The 26498-nt window shown below is 46.2% G+C and carries 24 protein-coding genes; 1 reads left to right on the forward strand and 23 read right to left on the reverse strand.

The features are described 5' to 3' along the window. Positions 1-19 precede the first annotated feature (19 nt). The 3 genes from CYJ37_RS11300 to CYJ37_RS11310 all read right to left on the reverse strand — a co-directional run bounded on the left by CYJ37_RS11300 (position 20) and on the right by CYJ37_RS11310 (position 3460). Positions 20-631 (reverse strand): TerD family protein, encoded by a 612-nt coding sequence (locus CYJ37_RS11300; RefSeq protein WP_009795638.1) that lies wholly within the window; start codon positions 629-631, stop codon positions 20-22. 75 nt (positions 632-706) lie between these two features. Continuing rightward, positions 707-1759: a toxic anion resistance protein gene (locus tag CYJ37_RS11305; protein ID WP_371931546.1), complete on the reverse strand. Its 1053-nt coding sequence runs from the start codon at positions 1757-1759 to the stop codon at positions 707-709. Between the two features lie 57 nt (positions 1760-1816). Beyond that, positions 1817-3460, reverse strand: coding sequence for a YceG family protein (locus CYJ37_RS11310; RefSeq protein ID WP_094767209.1), 1644 nt, complete (start codon positions 3458-3460; stop codon positions 1817-1819). A 263-nt stretch (positions 3461-3723) separates the two neighbouring features. Here CYJ37_RS11310 and CYJ37_RS11315 point away from each other — a divergent pair, with 263 nt between their 5' ends. Further along, positions 3724-3990 carry a hypothetical protein gene (locus CYJ37_RS11315; protein WP_009795635.1) on the forward strand — a complete coding sequence of 89 codons (267 nt, stop codon included), beginning with the start codon at positions 3724-3726 and terminating at the stop codon, positions 3988-3990. Here the strand turns inward: CYJ37_RS11315 and CYJ37_RS11320 are convergent. The 20 genes from CYJ37_RS11320 to CYJ37_RS11410 all read right to left on the reverse strand — a co-directional run bounded on the left by CYJ37_RS11320 (position 3981) and on the right by CYJ37_RS11410 (position 26400). Further along, positions 3981-4796 (reverse strand): hypothetical protein, encoded by an 816-nt coding sequence (locus tag CYJ37_RS11320; RefSeq protein WP_009795634.1) that lies wholly within the window; start codon positions 4794-4796, stop codon positions 3981-3983. The two genes, CYJ37_RS11315 and CYJ37_RS11320, sit on opposite strands and share 10 nt — an antisense overlap. Then, complete coding sequence (locus CYJ37_RS11325; protein ID WP_022544099.1) at positions 4793-5905, reverse strand: cysteine protease StiP family protein; 1113 nt, start codon at positions 5903-5905, stop codon at positions 4793-4795. Before CYJ37_RS11325 ends, CYJ37_RS11320 begins: the two co-directional genes overlap by 4 nt. After that, on the reverse strand, positions 5898-7274 hold the full coding sequence (locus tag CYJ37_RS11330) for a phosphoribosyltransferase family protein (protein WP_180827317.1): 1377 nt from the start codon (positions 7272-7274) through the stop codon (positions 5898-5900). Before CYJ37_RS11330 ends, CYJ37_RS11325 begins: the two co-directional genes overlap by 8 nt. Continuing rightward, complete coding sequence (locus CYJ37_RS11335; protein ID WP_009795631.1) at positions 7216-8412, reverse strand: HpcH/HpaI aldolase/citrate lyase family protein; 1197 nt, start codon at positions 8410-8412, stop codon at positions 7216-7218. The genes CYJ37_RS11330 and CYJ37_RS11335 overlap by 59 nt, the downstream gene beginning before the upstream one ends. A gap of 174 nt (positions 8413-8586) precedes the next feature. After that, entirely contained in the window at positions 8587-9360 is a 774-nt protein-coding gene (locus tag CYJ37_RS11340; protein WP_022544100.1) for a TerC family protein, read from the reverse strand. A gap of 86 nt (positions 9361-9446) precedes the next feature. Next, complete coding sequence (locus CYJ37_RS11345) at positions 9447-10028, reverse strand: TerD family protein (RefSeq protein WP_009795629.1); 582 nt, start codon at positions 10026-10028, stop codon at positions 9447-9449. A gap of 104 nt (positions 10029-10132) precedes the next feature. Then, complete coding sequence (locus CYJ37_RS11350) at positions 10133-10723, reverse strand: YpjP family protein (RefSeq protein ID WP_101549781.1); 591 nt, start codon at positions 10721-10723, stop codon at positions 10133-10135. A gap of 28 nt (positions 10724-10751) precedes the next feature. Further along, positions 10752-11933: an LL-diaminopimelate aminotransferase gene (locus tag CYJ37_RS11355; protein ID WP_101549783.1), complete on the reverse strand. Its 1182-nt coding sequence runs from the start codon at positions 11931-11933 to the stop codon at positions 10752-10754. 343 nt (positions 11934-12276) lie between these two features. Then, positions 12277-13053, reverse strand: coding sequence for a class I SAM-dependent methyltransferase (locus CYJ37_RS11360; protein WP_035403329.1), 777 nt, complete (start codon positions 13051-13053; stop codon positions 12277-12279). A 117-nt stretch (positions 13054-13170) separates the two neighbouring features. Beyond that, a complete protein-coding gene (locus CYJ37_RS11365) occupies positions 13171-13605 on the reverse strand; it encodes a BrxA/BrxB family bacilliredoxin (RefSeq protein WP_022544102.1) in 435 nt (144 codons plus the stop codon). Positions 13606-13680: 75 nt separating this feature from the next. Further along, complete coding sequence (gene ilvD, locus CYJ37_RS11370; protein ID WP_101549785.1) at positions 13681-15393, reverse strand: dihydroxy-acid dehydratase; 1713 nt, start codon at positions 15391-15393, stop codon at positions 13681-13683. Positions 15394-15599: 206 nt separating this feature from the next. Further along, on the reverse strand, positions 15600-16730 hold the full coding sequence (locus CYJ37_RS11375; protein ID WP_022544103.1) for a conserved virulence factor C family protein: 1131 nt from the start codon (positions 16728-16730) through the stop codon (positions 15600-15602). A gap of 82 nt (positions 16731-16812) precedes the next feature. Then, positions 16813-18693 carry a ribosomal protection-like ABC-F family protein gene (gene abc-f, locus CYJ37_RS11380; protein ID WP_101549787.1) on the reverse strand — a complete coding sequence of 627 codons (1881 nt, stop codon included), beginning with the start codon at positions 18691-18693 and terminating at the stop codon, positions 16813-16815. Further along, the gene (locus CYJ37_RS11385; protein ID WP_101549788.1) at positions 18690-19334 is read right to left on the reverse strand and encodes an HD domain-containing protein; all 645 of its coding nucleotides are present in this window, start codon (positions 19332-19334) and stop codon (positions 18690-18692) included. The genes abc-f and CYJ37_RS11385 overlap by 4 nt, the downstream gene beginning before the upstream one ends. Before the next feature lie 143 nt (positions 19335-19477). After that, a complete protein-coding gene (locus CYJ37_RS11390; protein ID WP_101549790.1) occupies positions 19478-20326 on the reverse strand; it encodes a DegV family protein in 849 nt (282 codons plus the stop codon). Between the two features lie 82 nt (positions 20327-20408). Next, positions 20409-21269 carry an amidohydrolase family protein gene (locus CYJ37_RS11395; RefSeq protein ID WP_009795668.1) on the reverse strand — a complete coding sequence of 287 codons (861 nt, stop codon included), beginning with the start codon at positions 21267-21269 and terminating at the stop codon, positions 20409-20411. Beyond that, positions 21266-23923 (reverse strand): GNAT family N-acetyltransferase, encoded by a 2658-nt coding sequence (locus CYJ37_RS11400; protein ID WP_180827318.1) that lies wholly within the window; start codon positions 23921-23923, stop codon positions 21266-21268. Before CYJ37_RS11400 ends, CYJ37_RS11395 begins: the two co-directional genes overlap by 4 nt. 50 nt (positions 23924-23973) lie before the next feature. Continuing rightward, positions 23974-25551 (reverse strand): recombinase family protein, encoded by a 1578-nt coding sequence (locus CYJ37_RS11405; RefSeq protein ID WP_101549793.1) that lies wholly within the window; start codon positions 25549-25551, stop codon positions 23974-23976. A gap of 67 nt (positions 25552-25618) precedes the next feature. Continuing rightward, positions 25619-25810, reverse strand: a complete 192-nt coding sequence (locus CYJ37_RS26860; protein WP_142385258.1) for a hypothetical protein — start codon at positions 25808-25810, stop codon at positions 25619-25621. Positions 25811-25851: 41 nt separating this feature from the next. Beyond that, on the reverse strand, positions 25852-26400 hold the full coding sequence (locus tag CYJ37_RS11410; protein ID WP_101549795.1) for a hypothetical protein: 549 nt from the start codon (positions 26398-26400) through the stop codon (positions 25852-25854). Positions 26401-26498: the final 98 nt, after the last annotated feature.

Here is a 26498-nt window from a genome sequence, read left to right on the forward strand (position 1 = left end):
TAACAAACCATCCAGCTTATTAAGTATAAGAACGAACCACATCAGACAGCCCTGGTGCATTGGTGCCTGTTCCGACTGCGGCAAATTTCCAATCAGTTCCATGCCTGTATAATTCTCCGACTACCAGGCTTGTCTTGCCGCTGTAATCGTCAGTAAGGTTATAATGGATGAGCTCTTCCCTGCCCATTGGATTCACAATGCGGATATACGCATTGCGGATCATGCCGAAATGCTGCTTGCGTTTAACCGCATCATAGATATTCACTACAAAAACAAGCTTCTGCACGTGGGAAGGGACACGGCTAAGATCCACATTGATCTGCTCATCATCTCCATCTCCTTCTCCAGTCAGATTATCGCCGGTATGCTGTACGCTGCCATCTGAACTCTTCAGGTTACCGAAATAGATGACATCGCTGTTATTCCTTAATTTATCATTCTCCCCAAGCATGATGACTGAAGCATCACAGTCGACATTGGCGCCTCCGCCGCCGCCGAAAAGAGAGCCGAGAAGTCCGCCTCCCCCTTTGCTTTCAACAGGATCCCACCCGAGGCCGACCATAATTTTCGATAATCCCGGATTTCCTTTTGTCAGATCTACTCTTTGTCCTTTTTGCAAATTAATCGCCATTCATTTCACCTCATAAATTTACTTTTCTGTATTATTTATATTTAACAGCCCTGTGTCAGGCTGAAAAAAGCGCCATCAGCCTTGATTTTTCATATTTTTGAAGTTTTCCTGGAGCTGTTCGAGCCTCTTGGTCCCTTCTTCCCTCAGTCGCCTGTTTTCATCTTCAATCGATTTCGTTTCCTGCATCCCCTTCATGATGATGTTCCACGATTCTTCAATCGTTTCAATCTTGATGCTCGGACCTCCGGCAAGCCTGGCTATTTCTGCACTTTGATTTGAAATATTCTGGGCATTGCGGACGAGCATCTCATTGGTTCTGCGGTCAAGTTCGCTCATGGAATCGGCAACCAGCTTCTGGCGCTTTGCCGCAACCGCCTGGATCAGGCCATTTTTAAATATCGGTATGGTTGTAACGAACGCTGAATTGATTTTCCCGATCAGCTTGGTGTTCCCTCTTTGGAGAAGGCGGATCTGGGGAGCTGTCTGCAGGGCCACCATCTTTGCCATTTCCAGGTCATAGACACGCTGCTCTAGCAGATCGATGCTATTGCGGAGCGTATCTGCCTGCATGGAGGCAATCTGGTCCCCGGATGCTGCTTTTGACTCCAGCTGCGGAAGCTGTGTGCTTTTAAGCTCCTCTGCCTTCATCTCGCCTGCAACTGCATATTTTTCAAGTGTGAGATAGTATTGATAGTTTTGATCATACATCTGCTCAAGCATATTGGTGGAGTCCACCATTTCACTCTGATACTTGGAGATCTCGACATACACCTTGTCAATCTCTTTGCCCATTGTCTGATATTTCCCAAAGAGCTTTTCAATCATTTTTTCCCCGCGCTTGAACAGCTTTCCGAACAATCCGCCTGAAGTCTGTTCAAAATCCTTCTTGTCGAACCTGTCCATTATCTTCCCCAGCTGCTTCAGGAGGACACCGGAGTCTTCCACCTTGGTAGCCCTCATATTGCCGAGAATCTGGTCAGAGAAACGGGAGATCTGCTGCGCTGGTTCTTTCCCGAATTCCAGTATTTGAATCTGATCGCGTTCATCGATCGATCTGGCGAGGTTCTGCACTTCCGCTTCCTGCCTCAGCGCCAGTTTTATTTCCGGCACCTTCGTTTCTGTAAGCATATCAGCGGGATCCTGGGTAACCAGTCCTGCACTAGCTTGTTGCGGATCATTCATGGTTCAGTCTCCTTTCAAATTTTTCAGCAGCCCTTGCAGAAACACTTTCTTGATCAGTGAAGGCTCTTTATAGTCCTGGTCAAAGACCACTTCTTCCAGCCAGTGCGAATCAAAGACATCTTCATTGACATAGTTTTCAAGGTCATTGTGTCCCGGAGGATTATACACGATGATATCAACTCCAAATTGGTTCAGGAGGAGCAGGAGGGCTGCATCGCTCCTTGTCATCGTACCATTCATTTCATTGTTATAGAGGATCAGCTTGGGCACATCCTGAGAGTAGTCAAACTTCTGCAGAAGCTTCAGGATGCTGGCCGGCATCTGCATTGCCTGTGTAAATAAATAGATGCTGATTTCTTCCTGACTCTCATTATGGCTCGGCTTTAACTCCGGCTTTGCGCAAAGATTTCTGATTGCATGGGAAATCCCTTTCTGGAGGCCCCCAGGAAGATGGCCGTATTTCCAGTAGTGCGAGCCCATGACAATGTCAGGATCCAGCTTCCCGTCTTTTCCAAGCGCATTTCTGTAATGAAAGCGGAAGTCGCTTGTCAGGGGGTTTGAAAAAGGGAACTGCCTGATCAGAAAGCTGCAGTCATTCTCGGCAAGAGCATGCAAGCGGTCCCAATATTCCTTCCGGCTTTTGCTCACTCCGTTGATTTTCGAAAAGATGGAAGGGATTTTCACTTCTCCGCCGCTGACTTCAAAATTCGGCCTGATCATCGCTTTTTCTTTGGCAAGGATGAACAGTTCATCATAAGTTGTTTTGAGCGTTACAGCAGAAGGTTTGTAGTCCCTCAGCTGCCATGGCTTATAAAGGCCAGAGCCTTCGTGGTTAAGAATGGTTTCGATTTCTCTTGAGGCTTTATAAGCCACCGTTGATTTCCTTCTCCTTTTCTCCACGGGAAAAGGTTCAGCTGCCTTCTGTTCAGGATACTGCTGAACAAATGTTTCTTCTTTCCCCGGATCTGCGAGCGCAAGGACATCCTGGCCGTCCGGGCTGAAAGCCGCGAGATCGCAGCCGAGAAAAAAGATGAATGACAGGAAATATTGCTGGCTCTTGCTTGCTTCTCCATACCAAAGAAATTTCGGCATGCTTTCTTCCGGATTGCTGCTGCTTAGAGGCTGGGAGAGATGGTTAAAAGACCATTTCACAAGATCTACAAGCACCCTTCGGAAATCAGGGCTTTCAAGGCCTTCTTTTTCCCCCCCGGCAAACATCTCAATGACTTTAGTGAATGCCTCCCTTACCTTTCTGTGGACAAGGGGATTATCAGGCTTCAGGAGCAGCTGCTCACCATCAAGGAAGGCGATGAAGCGGTTGATTGAAAGCTTCTGCTCCCTGTTGATGTTCAATACCTTTTGAATGGCCTGAAAATGCTGGTTGTCGATCGTTTTATCAAGAGTATCGCTGCTTAAAAGGATAAGTCCATTATCTGGTGAGTGTATATAATCATAAAGCTGATTATAGTATTCATCTTCATCCGCAGGAATGCCCAGAAACCTTGCAGCAACCTGGCTGATCTGGATAATGCCGTCGCCTGCCTGGTACTGCGGGCGGTCTGAGCTGCGCTTTTTAATGGCAGACAGCCAATTGTCCGCAGACACAGGCAGCAGATTGACCTTTAATCTATTATAAGTTGGATACATGATTATCCCTTCCCTCTAGGAGCGAAAGATTTAGCCCTAATGGCTTATGTAAATTTCTTTCATCATATCATATCAGGTGCATGTTTTAACAACGATAGCCTTCAGCACTGGCTTTTAGCTCTATTAGAATATACGGATCAGGCTGAAAAAAGTTTCAATATTAATATGATTAAAACAAGTTATATTCACTCTTCCCCTGCACAATCACCAACGGGCTTATCCCTGCATATAGTTGAGTACAAATAATTAAAGAAGGTGATCCCTTGCGCTTCCTGATTAAAAGGCCCTCCTATGAAAGCTGCAGGAATGAACTGGAAGCTGTCCGCCAGATCATGACTTCCGGCGCTTACCAATTCATTGACCTCCTGCTCTGGTCAGCCGTGCTCGCCATCATGACATACCCGCTTCATCACTCACCGTCTTATGCGCTTGCGGTTTTTCTTGCTTTTTATGCATTTGGGAGCCTGCTCCTGTTATTGCTTCATTTCTTTATAAAAGGGCAGTCCGGCCGGGGGCAGGATTACCGCTGAAGGGCAGCTTCCCGGCCAAGAAGCAGCCTGAATGCCTTCAGGAGGATTTCTTCTCCGGCAAGTATTCCCCTGTTCTCCGAAAAATTGCAGCTGAATCCATGAGGCATCTCCATAGAAAGCTCTCCATGATCCGGGACAAAAGCATGATGGCATACCTTCAGGAAATCATAATCGAGAAGGGAATCTCCCGCACCGGCAAGAATATCTGCTCCCTCTCTTTTGCTGATGAATTTAACCGCCTCTCCCTTGCAGACAGGAATAGGAATAAAGTAAAGCTTCCTGCCTTGCAGGGATATACGCCACCCGAGCCGGCGGACATCCTCTTCCAGTTTTTTCTTTTCCTGAAGGCTGATGCGCTCCTGGAGGATATAGTAAAAGAAAGAATCCCCTGCTTTTTTCAAAGTTCCGGGAAATCTGCATCCTTCAGCAAACTCAGCCATTTCCTCCTGAAGCGCGCACTCTTCCTTAAGGCGCTTATATACCAGCTCAGTCCACTCAGCCAGAAGTTTCCCCTTATAATGGATTTGGGCTCCATTTGAAGTGACCTCATAAGAGACAGGGATATCTTTTCCAAATATCCCTACTCTTTTATACTGTTCATATGTCCTGGTTGTAACAGGCACAACAAGGGCTTCTTCTGCAAGTTCCCTTAACAGGTTAAGCGACCTTGAAGTCATGAATGCAGCAGGCTGCCCTTCCTTCATCTCGGCAGCTGACAGTTGGAGATCCTCCTCTAAGCCAAGCTCTTCAAGCGCTCTGTTTGAATAAATCATTGTTCTGTCAAGATCTGTTGCAAACATATTCATGACTGGCCGCCAACCTTTTTGATCAGTCCGCAGCATGTATAGCTCATGTCAGGGTACCGGACGATCTCCACACCGCGTTCTTCAGCCAAGAGTTTAATATGCCTGACATAAGGGCTTTCCGGGTCCCTCATCAGAATTTTCCAGGGGACTCTCCTTAACAGTACACGTGTTGTTTCACCAACGCCGGGCTTAACATAATTCGTGCTTTCAATAGCATATTCTTCTTTGATTGCCATTACTTCCTCCATCCCCCTGAAATCTGGTTCGGATTCAGCTTCAGCAGAATAGCCATCACAGATTTTTTTCGCCTCTTCCATAACGGAATCAAATTGTTCCTCTATTATGCTGATATATTCATTGGAAACATCCGCCTCTGCAAGGCTGCGGTAATATTTGGCACCGTGGAAATCTTCAGGCCCGATTAAGTCATTGAGCACCGTCCTGCTGACAAGTCCGGAAACAGTTGAATTCAGGCAGGCGCTTGGAATCAGGAAGTCCTCCCTTGTCCCATACAGGCTGGTGCAATAGCCTGGATCTGCGAGGACGGCAAGGGTGTCATCAAGATTCCAGCCATATTTTTCATTCATGCTGCTGCATGCTTTCGTCAATTCAATTGAGATAGCTCCTTTGCCTGTCCACCCATCGACAAACTGGATCTTGCAGCCAGGATGCTTTTCTATTATGTATTTCAGGGCATTCTCATCAATGCCCCTGTCACGGACGATGGAAATGCTGTAATGGGGAAGGGTTGTCCCGTATATCTGCTTTATATACCGCTTCATCAGGATCCCGACCGGGGTGCCGGCCCTTGCAAGTGAAACAAGGACAATCTTGTCCCCTCTTCTGCTGAGCAGCTTTTCCGATGTCACCGCAGTGCAAAGCGCCACCTTCTCCTTATAGTCTTCAAGTGTATTCCAGAACAGCTCTAAATAGTGGGCTGGAGGGATGTATTCAATCGGAAGCGTTTCACTGTAATGCTGGCCTGACTGAATCTTTTTTTCCCTGTTTTCAGTTGCCCCTTCCAGTTCATATGCACTGAGGTCCTTCAGCAGAAAGATGACATCTTCCGTGCTGTAGGAGCCAAAAGTTTCTGCTGCTGTTTCAGCCATTGTTGTTCCCTCCATTAAAATAAACGATTTTTATATCCTTGATCCCTGTTTTCTTCAATTCTTCCAGCAATGGGACAAGCGCTTCCCGATTCGGTTCCCGTTCAAAGAGGATAAAGAGGTCATCATAAACTCCGGGAGTGATATTATAGACAAATTGCCTGATATCAGCATCCTCAGGATTGGGAAATGACAATCCTTCCCTTGCCCCGTACCCTTCCCGGTCCAGAACATGGACAGGGCTTCGTGTGGTGGACTGAAAAAAGACCCCTTCCCCCATTTGCGATGCCACTTTCATAGGGATATACATGAACTCTCCTGTTCCCAGGACAAGTGTATGATCTCCTTTTCTGCTCTTAGCCAGGAGTGCGGCTGCAGCCTCCAGGTCCTTTTCAGGCTCTTCTGCTCCCTTTTGGAGCCCGAATCTGCCTGTTCCTTTGAGATAGGGGATATTGCAGATCCCGCCTCCAAGCGTGATTGAAGGACTCCCGGCTTTTTCAAAAGAAAGCCCCGATTCACTAAGATTGATGAAGCATATGCTGGAGCCGCCTGCATCACGTTTTCTGTCTTCTATATTCGTTTGGATGACAGGTTCTCCTGCAGCCTGCATTTCCCCTTTTAAGAGGCTTACACTGTTGATCGTGATTCCGAGTTCTTTTTCAAGCATCTGGAATGCTGCCTGATTTTCCTGTGAACGCCAATCCAATATGGAAGCGACAGTATATTCACTGCGGGGGAATTCTGCCTGGATGGATCTGATGATATTGACTGCCGTTTTGCCTGTGGTCATTTCATCATCAACCAGGATGACTTCACGCTGATTGTCAAGAAGCTCCCTGTCCGCGTAGCAGCGATGGGAGGTTGCATGAGAATGCTCTTCCTCGAAGTCTATTATGGAAACCGCTTCAGGAAGTGTTTCTCTTGTAGTATGAAAATACCCTGCTGCCTTGAAAGCATTATAAAAGCTGTGGCCAAGCGCGGTTGCAGTCTCTGCAAAGCCGATGATCACCGGATTGTACTTTTTATCAACAAAGGGAATGGACGGCCTGCTTACTCCCGGATCCAGCAAAAAGGCCTGCAGAAGCTCTTCGGTTTCCGGCAGCGGCAAGCCTTCCTTTAATTCTGCATAACGTGCGGCCAGCAGCTCTCCCGTGATCAGCCCTTTTTCCGGATGGATGGGCAGATGCTTCCCCAGCAATTTGCTCACAAAAAGGAATGACCTTTTCTTGTTGATGCGGGCTGCCATTGTAAAAAAATGATCAACAGGTATGTTATATGGATTTTCAGTTATGTCAAGTTCAACGTTCAGCCCCTCAATAACTGGAAGCAAATACTTCTTTTTCGAGCAGGTCAATGTATGAGTATTCTTCATGAAGCACCCCGTATATTTCAGATTTTAAAAGAATTTTCTGCGCCCAATATAAATGCGGCTTGATTTCATTCATTTTGTTAGAGTAGGCGCTTTTCATGACGCCAATGCTGCCTTCTGCACTGGCAGCAATATTTCTGGCATCCTCGTACTCTTCAAGGGTAACGGCATTCAAAGCCTGCACCGGCCTTATATGGGTAGGGTGGATGATCGTCTTTCCTGTCAGGCCATTGGCAATATCCATCATAATTTCACGGATCAGGCCATCCATATGCTTATCGATCAGTCCGGTCCTCATCCTGATGCCTGCTTCCCCGTACTTCTCCAGGAAGGGCGTCTGCCTCAGCTGGGGCTTTAGCATTCTATCTTTTGAGGAGAAATATTCCCAGACCGGCCCTGATACTGTGAACTGGCTGCCGGCACGCACAAAAACATTTATAATATCAGCAATGCAGTCCCGTATGACCGCAATATCATATACCGTGTTATCCGAATTTCTCCTGATGCCGTATAGACCGGAAAAATCGGTCGCCCCTATCCTGACATTAAGAATAATATCCCTATATTGTTCAAGAAGCGCTTTTATGTCCAGAAGCTCTCCGACTCTTGTTTCTTTCTGGATGATTTTCTTTGTTTCCAGAATCGGCATTGCATATAGAACGTGGCCTTCTCTATTCCTGCGGCTGATTTCTGCCAGTGATTCTGCTCCTTCGACAGGGTCAAATTTAGGAATGACGACTCCTGTCAGCATGCTTATTTCCTGTCCCATCCTGGAAAACAGCCGCTCCAGCTGTCCATGGCTGCGGATCCTTATAAAAATAAGCGGCAGATCATCCTCCTGGAAATATCCCTTCCCCAGCTCTTGATGAAGGAGCTTAAGTTCAGCCAGCAGGCTTTCTTCAGCCTGCTCCACTTCTGAATCGCCAATGGCATCCTCCAGGCAGATCACCATGGAAGTAAGGCCAGAATGCTTCTTTGAGAGCAGATCCTGATGAATATTAGGCCTTGTTGCAGGCATATAGAGCGTTGCGCCTAAGCAATAGGACAACAGCTCTTTCGGGGAACGTTTAGAGAAGGACCCCGGCTTTTTATAAAAGAGCCTGTCAATTTCCCTGTCTTCCAAATCAGCAAATAATTTCATTTTAATTCTCCTATTCATGCATAGTAAAAGAGGGGAATGCTTGTCTTAAAGGATTATTCAAGCATCCCCCTAAGCATATTTGTCCAATCTAAGAAGCTTTCAAACTGCCAAAAAAGGATAAAAAGAAAAGGAGCGGACAATTGTCAGTTCCCTTTCCTTGTTTCTATACGTCTGTCAGTTGCTTTTCTGGCCCTGCTCAGCCTTCTTTTTATTCATAAAGTGGACGATGAAAGTCGCTCCGAAGACTACTATCAGCAGAAGGAAGAAATAGATATGATCAATGTGGATATGGAATACTCCAAGGAGCATCTTCACAGCAATGAGCAAAATCAGCACATATGCGCTTGTTTCCAGCTCAGGCACTTTATCGATCAGCTTAAGGAATACTCCTGCTACACCACGCATCATCAGGACCCCTAGCATTCCGCCGAGAAGAAGTACCCAGATTTGATCACTGACTCCAAATGCCGCCAGGACGCTGTCAACTGAGAAAGCTATATCCATAAGTTCTACCGCTGCTACTGTTCCCCAGAAGGTACCAAACAGGCGGATCAGCAAACCGCTTTGATTGAGGCCTTCAAGCTCCTCATCATCGCCGACGCCTTTCTTCTTATCAATGAAATATTTAATAGCAAGCCATGCCAGGTAGCCGGCTCCCAAAATCTTTACCCACCACAGCTTAATCAGGAATACCCCAATTCCAATTGCAATGAAACGGAAGAGGTATGCCCCAAGCAATCCGTAGAATAGAGCCTTTTTCCGCTGCTCCGGCGGAAGGTGTTTTACCATAACAGCCAGTACAAGTGCATTGTCGGCTGAAAGCAGTCCTTCCAGGATTACGAGTGTTCCGATAAGTCCCCAGCTAACAGGGTCGCTTAGAACTTCCGCCCACATCTGCCAGTCAAAGAATGCGGCATATGTATCTATAAAACCTTGAAAAATTGTCATCTCTTGAAGTTCCTCCATTACCTTATATAAGTGCTAACGAAAGACCCGGCAGAGCCGAGTCTCAAAGATCAATAATAAAAAAGGGATTATCCAATCTGCAGGCCAAAGTCAGTTGCAAGTGCACCAAGGCCGCCCTGATAGCCGGACCCGATCGCGCTGAATTTCCACTCTCCGCCGTGCCTGTACAGTTCGCCTACAACAAGTGCAGTCTCGATGGAGAAGTCTTCTCCAAGGTCATAGCGGATCAGCTCTTCATTTGTTTCGCCGTTAAGGATGCGGACATAAGAATTGGAAACCTGCCCGAAGTTCTGGCTGCGCGCCTCGCCATCATGGATTGTGATAGTGAATGTAATGCGCTGGACATTTGCCGGTACAGCACCGAGCTCAACCTTTACCTGCTCATCATCGCCTTCTCCTTCGCCTGTCCGGTTATCTCCGGTATGTACGACAGAGCCGTTTCCGCCTGTTGTGTTATTATAGAAAACGAAATCCGCCTCAGAAGTAACCTTGCCGTTTTCCCCAAGAAGGAAAACCGAGGAATCAAGGTCAAAGTCTGCTCCTCCGTCATACTTATTTACATCCCAGCCTACCCCTACGATTACATTTGTGAGGCCCGGATTGGATTTTGTCAAATCTACCTTCTGTCCTTTTGATAAACTAACTGCCATTTTTTCTACCTCCAATTATTGTGATAGTATGCTTACGTTTCAATCTTTAAAAAGTTTCAAAACTACAAGCATATTTTTTCATATTTTTGCTTACATTTCAAATCTCAGCTCAGCCATTTTGGCGGAGTATTTTTATTCCAGTAGATGGAACCCAGCTCATTATGCTTTTGGAAGGCATCCTCAGAGGTATGGTAGTGGAAGTTGAACCAGTATCCCTCCTGGGGCGGATGGTCCCTCCTGACATGAAAACGAAGGACATCTTCATTGGATTGCCGGTTGACAATATGGAAGATTTTTTCCGAGTTGCCCCCGCCAGGCCATTCGGTAATTTCCAGATTGCCCAGGTCGCTCCCTGGTATCCTTGCAGCTGTTTCCTCCACTGCTTTTTCAATATTCGGCAGGATGACTTCACGGAACTCATCTTCTATGACGGGTTTGATCTTTCCCCCGAACTTAATATAAGACTGGTTCTCCGCCTCCTGGACAGCAGCCTGGATGAACCTTTGCCTGATCGATTCCTCATCCTCCTCAGGTGCAGCAAGGTCCAGTCCTTCTGCCTGTGCCTCCAGGACATCGCGCTTAGGGGACCTGTCCTGGTTTGCATTATCATACAAAAATGCCTGTGATGGCGTAACCAGCCCAAAGGTAAGGATGGTTACCATCACCACAAACGATTTGCGCAGCCACTTAGGCATTTTTATCCCTCCTCATAAAAGGCTATTTTCATGCGGTAGATTTCTTTTTTAATATGCCGGAAGAGCTTATTTTCCGAGCGGCCTGCCGGAGCCTGCCTTCAGGCTGAACGAGTGCAATCCGTACGAATCCCTCGCCGGCCGCACCGAACGCGCTTCCCGGTGTAACAGCCACTCCAGCTTCCTCCAGCATGCGGATGCTGAACTCCCTGGAGCTCGTGCCGTTTGGAATTTCTGCCCAGAGGAACATCGAACCTTTCGGGCTGTCGACATCCCAGCCTGCCTCCCGAAGGCTTTCTACTAGGGCATCCCTGCGTTTCCTGTAGACCTCTCTTGATTCGGCCAGGAAACCCGACTGATCCTCAAGAGCCCTGGCAGCCGCGGTCTGGATGGGATGGAATACACCGTAATCCAGATGGGATTTCAGGTCTGAAATCATGCGGATGATGTCTTCATTCCCAGCTGCATAGGCAATCCGGCAGCCTGCCATGTTGAAGCTCTTAGAAAGGGAATTCATTTCTATCCCTGTTTCAAACGCGCCTTCGACAGCTAAAAAGCTTACCGGTTTTTCTTCAAAATAGAGCTCAGAGTATGCAAAATCATGCAATATCACAATCTCGTATTTTTTGGCAAACTCTATTGCCTCCCTGAAAAATGCTTCATTCGCAAGGCCTGGCACAGGATTGCCGGGAAAGTTCAAGATCATCATCCTCGCCTTTTTCCTTATTTCTTCCGGTATTTCTGAGAAATCCGGGAGAAATTGCTTTTCTTTCATGAGAGGCATTGAATATATCTTTGCCCCTGCCAGGGCGGCACCCGCTGCATATGCGGTATATCCTGGATCGGGCATCAGTATATAATCGCCCGTGCTGCACAAAGCAAGCGGCAGATGGACGAGACCGTCCTGGGAGCCCATAAGGAGGGAGCATTGTTCCTTGGGATCTATGTATACACCGTGATTATTCTGGTAATAAGAGCTGACTGCATTGCAGAAGCTTTCTGTCCCCGCAAGGGAGTAGCCGTATTGGGTGCTGTCCAGCGCTCCCTCAGCGATCGCCTCCCTGATAAATAACGGAGGGGGCAGGTCAGGGCTGCCTATGCTCAGATCGATCACATCTTCACCTGCTGAGATCTTCGCTTTCTTCATACGTGACAGTTCTGCAAATACACTTTCCCCAAATGCTTCCATTCTCTCTGCCATGGATATCTTCATACTAGTACCCTCCAGCATTCTTAAAAGCCTGATGCTTACTTAGAAAATATTATACTCTTTTTTTAGGAAAAATGAAAAATTGGGGAGAAAAATTTTTGAAAAAAAAGAAAGTTTCCTAGAAAAATGAGATTAAAGGGAGAAAATATTGGGGATAATATAAGACTAATGGTAAATGAATACATAGTCCGAGGAGGATAATAATGGAGTGGGAAATTGTTTTTGTTGCTGTAAGCCTGCTGATGCTGGGATATTTTGTATTCCTGTCGATTACGGATTAAAATGCAAGCAAAATAAAAACCAAGGCGCAGGGGAATCCCTGCGCCTTGGTTTTTATTTTGCTTGCTTATTTTTTTCTTTCCAGAACTCCAAAGTGAAAGCGGGAAGATTTCCGCCGGTAAACCTCAAAGCCGAAGGTGCTGAATCTTTCGCTCCGGAAATGGTCTTTCAGGACGACCCTCTTCCGCGAAACCCTTTTGGCTTCTTCTATCAGCTCCCCGGACAGCCCATACACAGCAAACTTAGCCAGTTCCTTGATTCCGTCGGAGTCCAACAGTTTTTCCTCGAACATGGGGTCAAAGTATACAATATCTGCGGACTGGTCCTGCCTGCCCTTCAAGTAGTCAAGGGAGAGAGCACTGATGACCTCGACCCTCTCCATCGCCTCATCCATTTGCGGAACTCCGGATTTCCAGGTTTTAAGCCCCTTCTCTGCGAGATAAGCAAGGAAGGGATTACCTTCCACACCGGTCACTTTACCGGAAGGACCGGCTGCATAGCTTGCGATGATGCTGTCTGAAGCAAGGCCGAGCGTGCAGTCCGCCACTGTGTCCCCGGGCTCGATTTTCGCTGCTTCCAAAAAAGGGTCAGACTCGCCTCTCATCAGCCTTTTTATCCTGAATGCTGCGGAATTCGGATGAAAGAAGTACGGTGAGCTTTTTCCATATGAAAATAATTCGAGCCTGTTTTTGCCATATACGATGCAATCATCCTTCCACTGCTCCTGCAGTGAAGAGACAGAATGGCTCTTTCGGGGATGAAAGGCGACGCCAAGTTCAGCTGCCGCTTCTTTTGCCGCCTGGATCATGCCAGGGCTTGTCCTGCCCGCTGTAGTTACAAACATCTTTTCTACCTTCCTGACTGAATAGTAATAATCTCTTTTTGTCACCAAGATATTTCTCTTTTGAGAAAAGGCAAACAATGCGAAAGGATGCCTTTTACGGCATCCTTTCTGTGTTGTTCAGCAGTTTTCCTCAAATGCAGCCAGAAGATTTTCCATGATGGTCTCCATCGGGAAGCCTTCAATATCATGGCGCGGGATAAAGTGTACAACTTCCTTTCCCTTCATTAAAGCCATGCTTGGTGAAGAAGGCTCAATCCCATCGAAATATTCACGCATCTTTGCTGTCGCTTCTTTATCCTGCCCGGCAAATACAGTGACAAGGTGATCAGGCTTCTTTTCAGCATGCATAACAGCCTGGGTCGCAGCAGGACGCGCCAGTCCGGCCGCACATCCGCAGACAGAGTTAACAACCACGAGCGTTGTCCCTTCTGTACTTTCCATAAACTGTTCAACCTCATCTTCTGTTGTTAGCTCATTGAAGCCTGCGCGTGTAAGCTCTGCACGCATCGGCTTTACCATCTGCCTCATATATTCTTCATATGCCATAGACATGTTTGATTGCCTCCTTTAAACGTTTGCAATGATAGCATACTATAACATCAGCTCTGATTGCAATTGGAGGGCACTCTACACTTTAAGCGGCCTGGCAGCAGGCTCTTCCTCAAAATGGTCAGTGACAGCCCCCCTTGAAGCGGAGGAAACGAGCCTTGTATACTTAGCCAGGGCTCCGCGGGTTAAAAGCGGCGGCGGATCCCAGGATTTCTTCCTCTCTTCCAGTTCAGCAGGAGAGACATCCACTTCAAGTGTCTGTTCGGTGCTGTCAATAGTAATCCTGTCACCTGTCTGTATTAGGGCAATCGGTCCGCCGACCTGTGCTTCCGGAGCGATATGTCCTACCACAAGGCCATGGGTACCTCCCGAGAAACGCCCGTCTGTCAGCAGGGCCACACTTTCGCCAAGACCTTTTCCTACGAGGATGCCCGAAATAGAAAGCATTTCCGGCATGCCAGGCCCGCCTTTTGGCCCTTCGTACCTGATGACCAGTACATCACCAGCCTGAATGTCACCCTTCAGGACAGCATCTGTAGCAGACTCCTCATCATCAAACACCTTGGCAGGCCCGGTGTGCCTGGTGACCTTCAGGCCGGATACCTTCGCTACGGCGCCTTCCGGGGCAAGATTGCCTTTCAGGACTACAAGCGGCCCGTTTTCCCGAAGAGGGGCATTAAGCGGGTAGATGACCTTTTGGCCAGCTTTCAGATCTTCTGCTTCTTCCAGATTTTCAGCGAGCGTCTTGCCCGTCACAGTCAGACAATCGCCGTGAAGCAGCCCTTCACTCAGCAGCATTTTCATAACTGCACTGACTCCTCCTGCTTCATGGAGATTCTGCATGACATATTTTCCGCTCGGCTTTAAATCGGCTATATGGGGGACCGTTTTCTGAAGGCGGTTGAAGTCCTCAAGTGATAGATCCACTTCAGCAGAATGGGCGATGGCCATCAAATGGAGGATGGCATTTGTGGAACCGCCCAAAGCCATCACGACAGTAATTGCATTCTCAAACGCTTCCTTCGTAAGAATATCCCTTGGCCTGATATCCTGCTCCAAAAGGCGGTAGACTGCCTTTCCTGCTTCATGGCAATCCTGCCGCTTTTCATCTGTTTCTGCCGGATTGGAGGAACTGCCCGGAAGGCTCATTCCCAGCGCCTCGATAGCGCTTGCCATCGTATTGGCTGTGTACATTCCGCCGCAGGAGCCGGCCCCCGGACAAGCATGGCATTCGATCTCATTGAGTCCAGCTTTATCAATGGCCCCGCCATTGAACTGTCCTACCCCTTCAAATACTGACACAATATCGATATCCTGTCCCTGCAGCTTGCCAGGCTTGATTGTGCCCCCATACACAAAAACAGCAGGCAGGTTCATCCTTGCGATGGCCATCAGGCAGCCGGGCATATTTTTATCGCAGCCTCCAATGGCAACAAAGCCGTCCAGGCTTTCACCCCCAACGACCGTTTCAATGGAATCAGCAATCAGGTCGCGGCTCGGAAGGGAATACCTCATCCCCTCTGTTCCCATGGAGATTCCGTCAGAAACAGTAATCGTATTGAATACAAGCGGAGCTCCCCCGGCTTCCCTGGCACCGTCCTTCGCCTTGAAAGCAAGTTCATTGATATGTATATTGCACGGAGTCACTTCGCTCCATGTGCTTGCAATGCCGATCATCGGCTTTTTGAAATCTTCATCCGTGAACCCTACTGCCCGCAGCATCGCCCGGTTTGGTGCGCGCCTTTCATCCTCGCTGATTACATGGCTTTTTATTCTAAGATCTCTTCCCAATTATGAGCCCTCCTGAAAGATTTTCTTTTCAATATAGAGGACTTTTTCAGCAATTGCAATAATTTTCACAAAATTTAATGATTTTTTATTGCTAAAAAGCAGATTAGCACTAAAGCAACACAGTACAACTCAGGAAATAAGGAAGAAGGATCCTGAACGTTTTGTCCAGGACCCTTTCATCTTATCTATTAAAGTATGTTTAAAGATCAGCTGTTTTGGTTCCTGGCTTCGGTCATTTGCTTCCACACAGAACCCTTGGCCTCTTCACCCTGTTCAATCCGCTCAATGGCCATCTTGATCTGCATGCTGACTTCAAATTCAGGATCTTCTTCAGCATCCTTTAATGCCGGGAGCGACTTTTCAGTACCTTCTTCATACAGGAACATGGCTGCACGCCAGCGGACAAGCTTGCTCGGATCCTGGAGGGCATCCATCATTGCTTCCTCTGCTTCAGGAAAACCAAGATCTGATAAGCAGTCACCCGCCGTTCTCCTTACAGTTACACTTTTATCCTTCAAAGCTTTATATAGATATGGAAGAACACTTTTGTCTTCGATCATCCCGAGATAAACGGCTGCCAGCCTGCGGATTGAAGCCTTTTCGTCTTCAAGCGCCCTTTCGAGGACAGGATAATCCTCCACCCCCGGATCTTCCATCTGTTCCATCAGCTGATAGCGTATCCGCCAATCACTGCTGTCAAGATCCTCAGGCGACAGCTTCCTTTTTGTCCTAGCAGGCCTGCTGTCTGCAGCTGCGCCATGCTTGCCTTGCTCGATAAGGCTCTTCAGCCTGCTTTCAGGGTAGGCTGCCAGCAATTCTTCAAGAATATCCTGCCCGACCTGGTCCATATCCCCGTACCTGACACCAAATTCCTTCCACTTTCTGCTCATAACAACATTATCATCAGGCTGCTGAACTTCACGCACTGCCTGCACGTAAGCTTCCGGCAGTCCAAAGCGCTTCTCTTCAGTTCCATCAGTCAGTTTGATCTGCATCGGGATATCTTTGTACATCTGCACCTGGACTTTTACCTCGCCATAATGCTCATTCAAGGCTGCCTCGCCGCCTGATTCTTCTGCTTCCTCTCCGAATGCCTTACGGACTTGAGGGAGAAGCTCTTTCCAGTCAAATTTTGCATTTCGTTCAACCGCGAGGAAATCTGCTACATGATATACCCCTTTGATTCCTTCTATCTGAAGGATATCCAAAACAACCTTTGGCGCTCCATCTGTCTTGTCCTTTTTATAATTATTGCTTTTGCCCATAGGCAATTCTTCGTCAAGGATGATTTTCATCGTATTCGGGCTTGGTGTAGGCTCAATTGATTTTATTTTCAATGATGGTTCCTCCTCATGATTCGATAGAATTTGTTTCATCTTAACATATGGGACCAGCCCATTGCCGGCCCTCTGCTTGCTCTCAGCCCTCTGCGAGCTCGGCCAGATAGCTCCATCTTTCAATAAGCTCTTCAAGCTGCTCATTTAAACTTGCTTCTTCCTCGAGAAGTTCATTTGCCTTCATAAAATCGCTGCCCGTTTCTGCCATCTCACCGGCAATTTCCTCAAGGCGCTTTTCTGCCGCGGCAATCTTTCCGTCGATGCTGTCCCACTCTCTTTGCTCATTGTAGGACATGCGCTTTTTCTTCGGCTTTGCCTCCTGCTTTGGTTTAGGTTCCTGCTTCACGCTCTTTGGCTTTGCCTGCTGCGGCTGGCTCTCAATATACTCTGTATAGTTTCCATAGTAAGAGCCGACTCTGCCTCCTCCTTCAAGGATGAGCAGCTGCTCTGCCACTTTATCAAGAAAATAGCGGTCATGAGAAACAGTTATGACCACCCCTGCAAAATCGTCGAGATAGTCTTCAAGCACGGTCAGTGTCTGTGTATCCAGATCATTTGTCGGCTCATCCAGCAAAAGGACATTCGGCTCCGACAAAAGGATTTTCAAAAGATAAAGCCTTCTCTTTTCCCCGCCGGAAAGCTTCCTGATCGGTGTTCCATGGGTGCTTGACGGGAAAAGGAACCGCTCTAGCATCTGCGCTGCCGAAATCGTTTTGCCATCAGAGGTATGCACGACCTCGGCTGTCTCCTTCAAATACTCGATCATTCTCTTATTTTCGTCCATGTCCTCGCTTTCCTGCGTATAATAGGCAACTTTTACTGTCTGGCCGATGATCCGATCCCCTGAATCCAGGGGGATTTTGCCGGCTAGTATATTTAGGAGCGTGGACTTTCCTGTCCCGTTTCTGCCGATAATCCCGATTCTGTCGCCCGGCTTGACCAGTAAGCTGAAATCATCAAGCACAACCGTGCCGCCAAGCGCTTTGAAAGCATCCTTCAGCTCAAAGACCTGCTTTCCGAGCCTGCTTCCGGATAAAGCCATATCGAGCTTTTCTGATGCTTTGACAGCAGACAGGGTGTCCTCCAGCTGATCAAAGCGCTGAATCCTTGCTTTTTGCTTGGTGGTCCTGGCTTTTGCACCTCTTCTGATCCATTCAAGTTCCCTGCGGAATAGATTTTTCTGCTTTTCTATCGTAGCAGCCTCGTTTTCCTCCCTGACGGCCTTCGCTTCAAGGAAAGCGGCATAATTGCCCTTATAGCTGTAAAGACTTCCTCCATCCAGTTCAAACATTCTGTTTGTGACCCGGTCGAGAAAATAACGGTCATGCGTGACCAGCAGGAGCGCGCCATTGAATCGGCTAAGATATTCTTCCAGCCACTTGACGGTTTCATAATCAAGATGGTTGGTCGGCTCATCAAGAATTAGAAGATCCGGAGACTGGATCAGCACCTGTGCAAGGGCAACCCTCTTCTTCTGCCCTCCGGAAAGCTCCCCGATTTTCCTGCTGTATTCCTCGATGCCGAGCCTGCTTAAGATTGCCTTCGCGCTGGCATCCGCTTCCCAGCCATCCAGCTCATCCATCCTTTTCTGAAGAGCAAAAAGCTTATCCTGGAGACCGGTATCCTCAGGCGAAGCTCCGAGTCCCGCCATAACCTGTTCATATTCCCTCAAAAGGCGGAATATCGGCGCATCCCCTTCAAATACCTGCTCAAGCACTGTCAGTCGGGGATCCAGCTCAGGCTTCTGTTCTGAGTAAGACACTTTATAATCTTTCGGGCATACAATCTCCCCTGAATCCGGTACATCCACTCCAGCCACGATCTTCAGCAAAGAAGACTTTCCAGTTCCGTTGACGCCGATCAGTCCTACTCTTTCTTTTTCAGCTATCGTGAAAGAAACATCCCGGAAGAGCTGCTTTTCCCCATAAGATTTTGATAAGTTTTCAATTGAAATCATCTTCATGACTGACCATTCCATTCCCTGTAAAATTCATTTAAGTATAATTGCATAAATTCATGGCGCTGTTTTGCCATCTCTTTAGCTGTATCCGTATTCAGAAGATCGCGGAGCTTCAGCAGTTTTTCATAAAAATGATGGATGGAGGAGGTTTGCCCATTCCTATATTCCTCCTGTGTCATTTCTTCCCTGGCTGAAAGTGCCGGGTCATAAAGGGCATGGCCTTTCATCCCGCCATAGGCAAATGCCCGGGCAATCCCGATTGCACCAATGGCATCCAGCCTGTCTGCATCCTGGACAATCCTTGCCTCAGGAGATTCTGCCTTTATGCCGGAGCCCCCTTTGAAGGAAACAGAGGCGATAACCTCTTCCAGCTGCCTTTGCAGTCCAGTTTCAATCCCTGCCTCCCTAAAAAAGCTGCGGAGCCTGTCCCATCCTTTTTCCTCATCGGCATTCAGCTTAGCATCGGGTATATCATGTAAAAGGGCTGCCATTTCAATAATGAAAGCATCTCCCCGTTTCTCCTGCCTCTGTATATATAACGCATTTTTCCTGACTCTATCTATGTGATGCCAGTCATGCCCTGAAGCATCCCGGCCAAGCACAGCGCGGACATACCGCTCTGCCTGCGAGATTATTTTTTCCATTAAACACGCACCTCTTTCCTGCTGATGCTTATTTTATCATGAAAAGGAGGAGGATGTTTCTTCTCAGCTATATCTGCCTTTTATGTGAGCAAAACATCAAAAGAAAAAACCTTGCTGCTGTGCAAGGCTTTCCGCTTACTGATTTATTTCAGTCCGTTGAACCAGCTGAATCCAATGGTATTTTCCCCGGCATGAACCCCGATGGTGGCTCCAAGAGGGAAGGCGCTGAACTCGATTTCCTGAAAGCTGGCCCTTAGATCTGCCATCCACTCTTTTGCCTCTCTGTCATATAGGCCATAAAGAATGAAAACCTCCCGGAAACCATGCTGTACATACGCTTCCTTGAGCAAGGCCTTCATCCGTTCCCTGGCCTTCCTGATGCTCCTTGCCTTTTCTTTTATGCTGAGTGCCCCGCCGCTAATGGCAATGATCGGCTTAATGCTCAATAGGCTGCCAAAATAGAATTGCAGCCCGGACATCCTTCCGCTGCGATGAAGCTGTTCGAGGCTCCCGACAAGGACTAACGTCTCCGATGTGGATCCGATTTCCTCGATCCTGCGGGCTGCTTCGCTGCTCTCGATCCCTGATTCTGTCAGAAGCATCCCTTCCTTTATCAGCCTCGTCAATGGATAAGATAAGATTCCCGAATCGACTGTATAGACAGGTATGTTCACCAGCTGTGCTGCCTGCTGGCTGGATGAAACAGTCCCGCTGAGCTTCGCAGATACAAGGACAGCCACAATGGAATCATAGCTTTCTTCAAGCTCTTCAAAAAGAGCCTGAAAAGAGCCCACAGAAGGCTGTGAGGTCTTTGGAGGCGAAGAAAGTGTCTTCAGCCGCCTGAACAGGTCTTCAGCGCTTATGGTCCTCCCCTCTATATACTCCTGGCCATCCATGATGATTGTCATTGGTACAACATAGACATCCGGGTGCGCCGCTAATTCCTCATCCAGGCATGCTGTGCTGTCGGTAACCCATGCCACTTTTCCCATCAGGTTTCCTCCTTGCGGTAATTATGTATTTCTATATTTTTTTATAAACGGCTATCCCAGGAAAAAGGATAGCCGCACACTGTTATTCTTCCGGCAGAAAAGCCGCGATCCTCGGAAATAGTTTCAAGGCATTGTAGTAAAATACCTTTTCATGATGCTCTTCAGGGATAAGATCCTTGATAAACTCAATATATGGAGCTATAGGGATCAAGGGCCAATCGGTCCCAAAGATCAATTTATCATATGAATCTGCAAACTCAATCGCGTGGCGAAGGTGGTCAAGGAACCGCCCTCCGCTCCTTTTCTTCAGTTCTTCTTCCGTACCCACTATCAGTCCTGAGAGATCAGCGTATACGTTCGGATTCTTATAGATGATTTCAGCCCCCGTCAGGGTCCAGGGGTCGCCGAAATGAGCCATCATGAAATTGACATTCCGGTGCCTGACAGCCACTTCATCGATGGCAAGAGGATGGGAGTACTTCAGCAGCCCTCTTTCTGAATAAGTGTCGCCAGTATGAAAGACAACCGGCACACTGTATTTCTCAGCAAGTTTATAGACTGGTTCATATACTTCGTCATAAGCGTAAAAAGGATAATAGCCCAGGTAGATTTTAAATCCGACAGTCCCGGGGCGCTGAATCACGTCTTCCAGCCTTACAAGCGCCTCAGAATCCATATTGAATGGATTTATGCCGGCGCAGGCTACTATTATATCCGGCTGGGATTCAGCCAGGTCCAGCATCATCGGCGTCCTTGCATCATGGTCCGGAAAACCCATCCCGTTTGTTTCCTCAAGGCCCATGCCGATTCCGAGCAGGACACCTGCATCCCGGTACTCAGCAGAAATCCCTTTATAGGAATAATCAACAAACGAAAGGTCCCTTGCTGTTTCATGAAAAGATTTAATTTGTGAAAAATGCATATGTGCGTCTATTATTTTCATTCTGTCTCCTCATTGATGAAACTGATTTTCTGCAGCCTATCCAGCAGCTTCCCGGATAAATCCCTTCTGTCAAACAGCATGAATACCGGTTTCGTCTGGCTATCCCGCCCTCCGGAGCTGAATGGCTGCCTTGATATAAGCTGGCATGCCTCTTTGTTCATATATGCCTCATTATGGTCAGCCATGCTGTTTGCTACCATATAAAGCTTTTCTTCTGCATGTGTGCTGCAGACGGATGAGCCATTCCCCAAAAAGAGAACATTCTCGCCCTTTCCTGCTGTATAAAAGCCATTCTCATCTGCTCCGTCCGGCCTGATCGAAAGGTCTTCAAGCTTTCCGCCCATCAGGAAAGCATCCGTGACAGCGTACTCACCGGCAAGGAGCTTGCCGCCCGCTTCCTCTATTCTGAGAAATGACCCGATCAATGGTACACCTGGGAGCATGAGATAATATTGTGCAAATGTAAGTCCCTGCCATACAGGATGCTCTCCAAGCCTTGTTGTAACCTTGAGTCCCTGCCACAATTCCCCTGAATTATCCCGGACCGCAGCTGCCCCCGCCTCTGTCTGGCCTTTGAGGATAGAGAAAACATTCAGTTTTGAAGGAATTGTCTTCATTCCACCGCCCCAGGGATTCCACCAGCCTTTTGCCTGCAGTGAAGGGAAAGAGTGGTCCAGCCATTTTCTTCCGTTAACAGAGATGGAGAACAGTCCAGGATAGAAGCCTGGAGCCGATTTGATTTCCACTGGCCCGTTTACTGCTTTTGCCACTTTTAATCCGGCTTTCTCTTCCCATGATATTTGCACTTCTCCTCCAGGCATCAGAACGATGCTATCGATTTTTTCGCAGCTGCTGCCTTCCTCAAGAACTGCAGACACAATGCTGATTCCTGCTTTTTCCCCCAATGCAACGCTGGTTTTATAATCTTTTCCTCCCTCAAGCCTAATCTCTTCAGCTGCCTTGACCCTGCCGTCAGCCGAAATGGAGAGCTTCCCTTCAATTGGCTGTAGCCTGTGATTGATTAAAGTCAGGTCTGCCGCATATTTTTCATCAAGGCCGCATACTGAAGTGATGATCATCTCCTTCTCAGGGGCTGTACTTTTTTTATCAGCTAAAGGGGAGCTGGTTGCAAATGCTGCGAATTCTTCCCAGGACTGGAAGGCCCCAATTGATAGATAAACAGGTTCGAGGACCGCCTTTTCTTTCGCCTGGATCTCACCGGTCTGGAATTCAATTGAAAGCTGCCAATTATCCGGCACCGCCTTGGCGCTTTCCGGCCAGGCAAGCCCTACCGGTTCCCCTCTTTGTCCTGCGAAATACCAATTCCCTGACAGAGAGCTGAAGTTGACATCTCCATACAGAAGCTCCTTCATATCTGAAAACGCAACTGCTTCCCCGTCCAGCGGAAACACCATCTCCCTGCCTTCATGGTACATCGACTGAGAGATATACAGCTGTTCAACAGGCTCTTCCCTGCCATTTTCACATTCCATCCACCTCTTTACAAGTCCTTCAGCATATAGGGATGTAAAGATGCTAAGCTTGATTCCAGGCAAATTCTCCGAAAGAAATGCAAGCTTATGGGTTATAGCTGCCCCATCTTTATACCACTCTGCAGATACAGGCTTCTTTTTGGTGAATTCTGAGGTATATGGCTTCCCCAGTTTCGGCTGGAAGAACGCAAATGGCTGATCCATTTTCTCGCTTCGGCCGGCTTTCACAGTATAGTCACGCTTTCTGATATTCACCTGGCTGTTGCCATTGAAGATATGCCAGTATTCCTCTGTCTCGCCGCCAAATTGGCTGCCAAAACCCTTCAGTGCAATGCCGGCTTTCTTTTCAAACTGGAACTGGCCGCCTTTAGAACCAGTTAGAGCCACCTGCAGCAGGTGCTCAGAAAAACCATGCTTCTTTACCTCAGCTGGAAGGAAGATGCTTTTCCGCTCTTTCGGTTTCAAATCAAGAATAATTTCTTTATATTCAGGAATGAGATTCTCTGTTTCCGGAATCCGGATTTCCACGTTTACATCTTCCGGCAGATTATTTTTAACCTCGAAAGCAACCTCTGCCTGTTTTCCCTGGTAGCTTAAATGTCCAAGAAGCGAGGCAGTAACATCGGCCGGCTTTTTAGGATGGAGGCCCAGCTTCAGTGAACAGCTCCTTCCATTTATAGACAATTCTACTTCTGCAGATGGGTGTGTCTTCCAGGAGTCAGGCGCTTCCCCTTCTCTGATGTCCAGCACTCCTGCGATGACCTCTTCGCCAGAGACCACTAGGGACGCTGTTAAGCTGCATTTCACGCGCCCGCTGTCCTTCCCGGCTGCTTCAACCGCAAGCGGATTTCCGGATTTATTGACAATCCTTAAGGAAATGGACTCTTTCCGCCCCTCAATCAGCTGGTGCCTGTTTAAAACAAGTTCAGCCAGGAATTCATCTGTCTCAATCAGGCGCATGCCCCTTCCTGAACGTTCAAATTGGACTCTTGCATGAGTTTCTTCATCTTCCCACTCATAGTCATAATAAGTGAAGCCATTTTCGTTTTTTCCATCAGGTTTCACTTCAATTTTCCTCGAGCTTGAACTGTACCAGTCCAGCTTTTCAAAAACAGGCTTAAAAAGCGGCGTATTCAGAACAGCGGGAATAAAGTTCATCAAGTGAGTGGAGTCGTCTCTGTCTTCCCAAAAGAATAGAAACACACATAATTTTAGTGATTAAACTTTATCTTTATTTCGTCCTTTTTAAACTCAACACTTTCCACTACACCATGTATCATCATCTTCCTTGAGTCTAAATCAGCTCCTTCGAATGTCTCCTTTATTTTCTGTAGAGTAAGAATATAGTCATCTTCCTTTTCAGAAGATTTCTTTTTCTGCTCCAATAATTCCTTCTTATTTTCTATATTTTCATTTAGATTTTTAATTTCAGTTTGCTTAGTATTAATAATGCCACTCAATTGTTCAGGTGAAAATGAACTCTCTCCCAACAAACTTTTTGTAATTTCGTTGTTCAGGATCGTTAAATCTTTATCTAATTTACTCTTCTGCTTTGAAAGTGACTCGATTTCATCCTCCAATTGAATCAGTAGTTTATTGCTGCTTTGCTGTCTGGATTGGATATACTTTTCCTTATTCTTCAATACTTCACTGACTTCTTTAATAAAGTATTTATAAAAAACTTTATCATGCTTTTCTGATGCGTATAAGGACTTATCATGATGAACATCTGAGGTTCGTGCATTGGAGCATCTGTACCTCCTAGTGATTCGCTCTTTCTCTGTTCCATCTTTAAGTTTATAACTTGTCCTAGTTACATCACTATATAATTTACTACCGCAGTATCCACAAATTGCGATTCCATTTAATAATAATTTTCCTTTATTGGGGAGAGTGCCTTGCTTATCTTTTCTTAGCTTCATTATTTCCTGTACTTTATTAAACACTTCTTCATCAATAAATGCCCAGTCTTCTCTCTTTTTTGAATATCTCCATTCTTCTTTAGGCAGTACTTTGTCATGGTTGCTTTTATCTCTGACATTGTACCTTTTAATTCCTGTATAGATAGGATTCTTCAAAATGCTGAATATGGTATTAATTCTAAAATTCTTTCCATTTCTCGCCTTATAGCCAGATGAATTTAAATAGTTCGCTATCCTTGAGACTCCAAAGCCTTTACTTATATAAAGATCAAATATAATTTCAACTATCTTCTTCTCTTCTTCATTTATACGCATATCCTTGACATTCTTATCATATTTCCAGTGTCTAACTCCTGTATCATATGTTTCATATCCATAAGGAGGAGTTGTACCTGTATATTTCGCTTCTTCATTCATTTGCTCGATAATTTCTTTGATCCTCATTGAAGTCTTTTTACTTTCGCCTGATGATTGCCAGAATGTAATGTAGTTTATTAACAAATCAGTGTGGTCAGCAATCTTTCTCTGACCTTCTTTTACAGACCATACTTCTACACCATGATCAACTAAATATTGAACTACTAACGGAGTCTCATCTTCTCGCCTACCTAAACGGTCATACATGAATACTAAAAGAATATCAAACTCATTGTTCTCAGCAGCCTTCTTAATTTGAACTAGGGCATCACGTTCATCAGTTTTATTCTTCCATCCTGATATACCTTTTTCATATAACTCATTTTCTAATTTCCAATCAGGATTACTTTCAATAAATCTCATGCAGGAGTTGCGTTGCATCGGGATATCTTCTTCTGGATTAACCTGTCCTTTTGTAGAAACCCGATATAAAGTCCATACTCTTTTCATTGTGTGTATCTATCCTCTCTGGATATATAATTATATACCACTTATTTTACCAATAAAAATAGAGAAATCAAAGGATTTCTCTAGCAAAAAAGTCATATAAATGTTCCTCAACTTGTTTTCTTTTATCTTCATCATTTGAATATTCTAGTGTAATGTAGAATCCATCTTCATCTTTATGTAAGCTTTTTAGAGTTTTCACTGCTCCGTTGTAAGAAATGGCAAACTCAACTCCGTCAATCATTGTTGTAGTTGTTTGCACCTCATCACCTCAATATGTATATATTCAATTTACAGCTTGTCTTATTCATCCGAATCTCCATACCTACTAATCAACTCATCTAACAACTTACCTATGTAATACCTGAACCGGACTTTCTTCTTCACATTCCTAATTTCAATCCCAATTTCCTTACATATGTCTAAACTAATACTCGCCTTATTCACCTTTGATATGTATTCATGTTCCTTAATTTGGTTCTCAGCTATGTATTTATATTTGGTAAAGTCATCTATATGTACGAAGAAAGTTTGATTATCATTCTCCCTAAAATTGAATACGAATCCTGCTATTAAACCCTCATAAATGACAGCATCTTGTAGAGCTTTAATCTGGTGTGCTTTAATTATGGATTCACTGAAGCTAAATTTCTTATCCTTGGTGGATTTAAATTCAATCGGGAATAAGTTAGGCTTCTTGTATATGAAGGAATCATAATCATTCTTAGATACTCGTGTATTCGGCTTAAGGAACATAGGATTTACATCTTTAATTCTATAAAAGAAAATGTCTTGATCCTTCGCTGATTGCTGTATATCCTCTTCAAACAGTTTTCCTGCGTTTTTAACCAACTAATCACTCCTTATAAGTAAAGGGCTAGGGATTATCCTCAACCCTATTATATTTGATTATTTTTTAATAAACTAATTTCCTTACTTCCTCACAAATG

This window comes from Bacillus sp. UMB0728 (genome assembly GCF_002858875.1).
In the GTDB taxonomy this organism is placed as follows: Bacteria; Bacillota; Bacilli; order Bacillales; family Cytobacillaceae; genus Bacillus_AB; species Bacillus_AB infantis.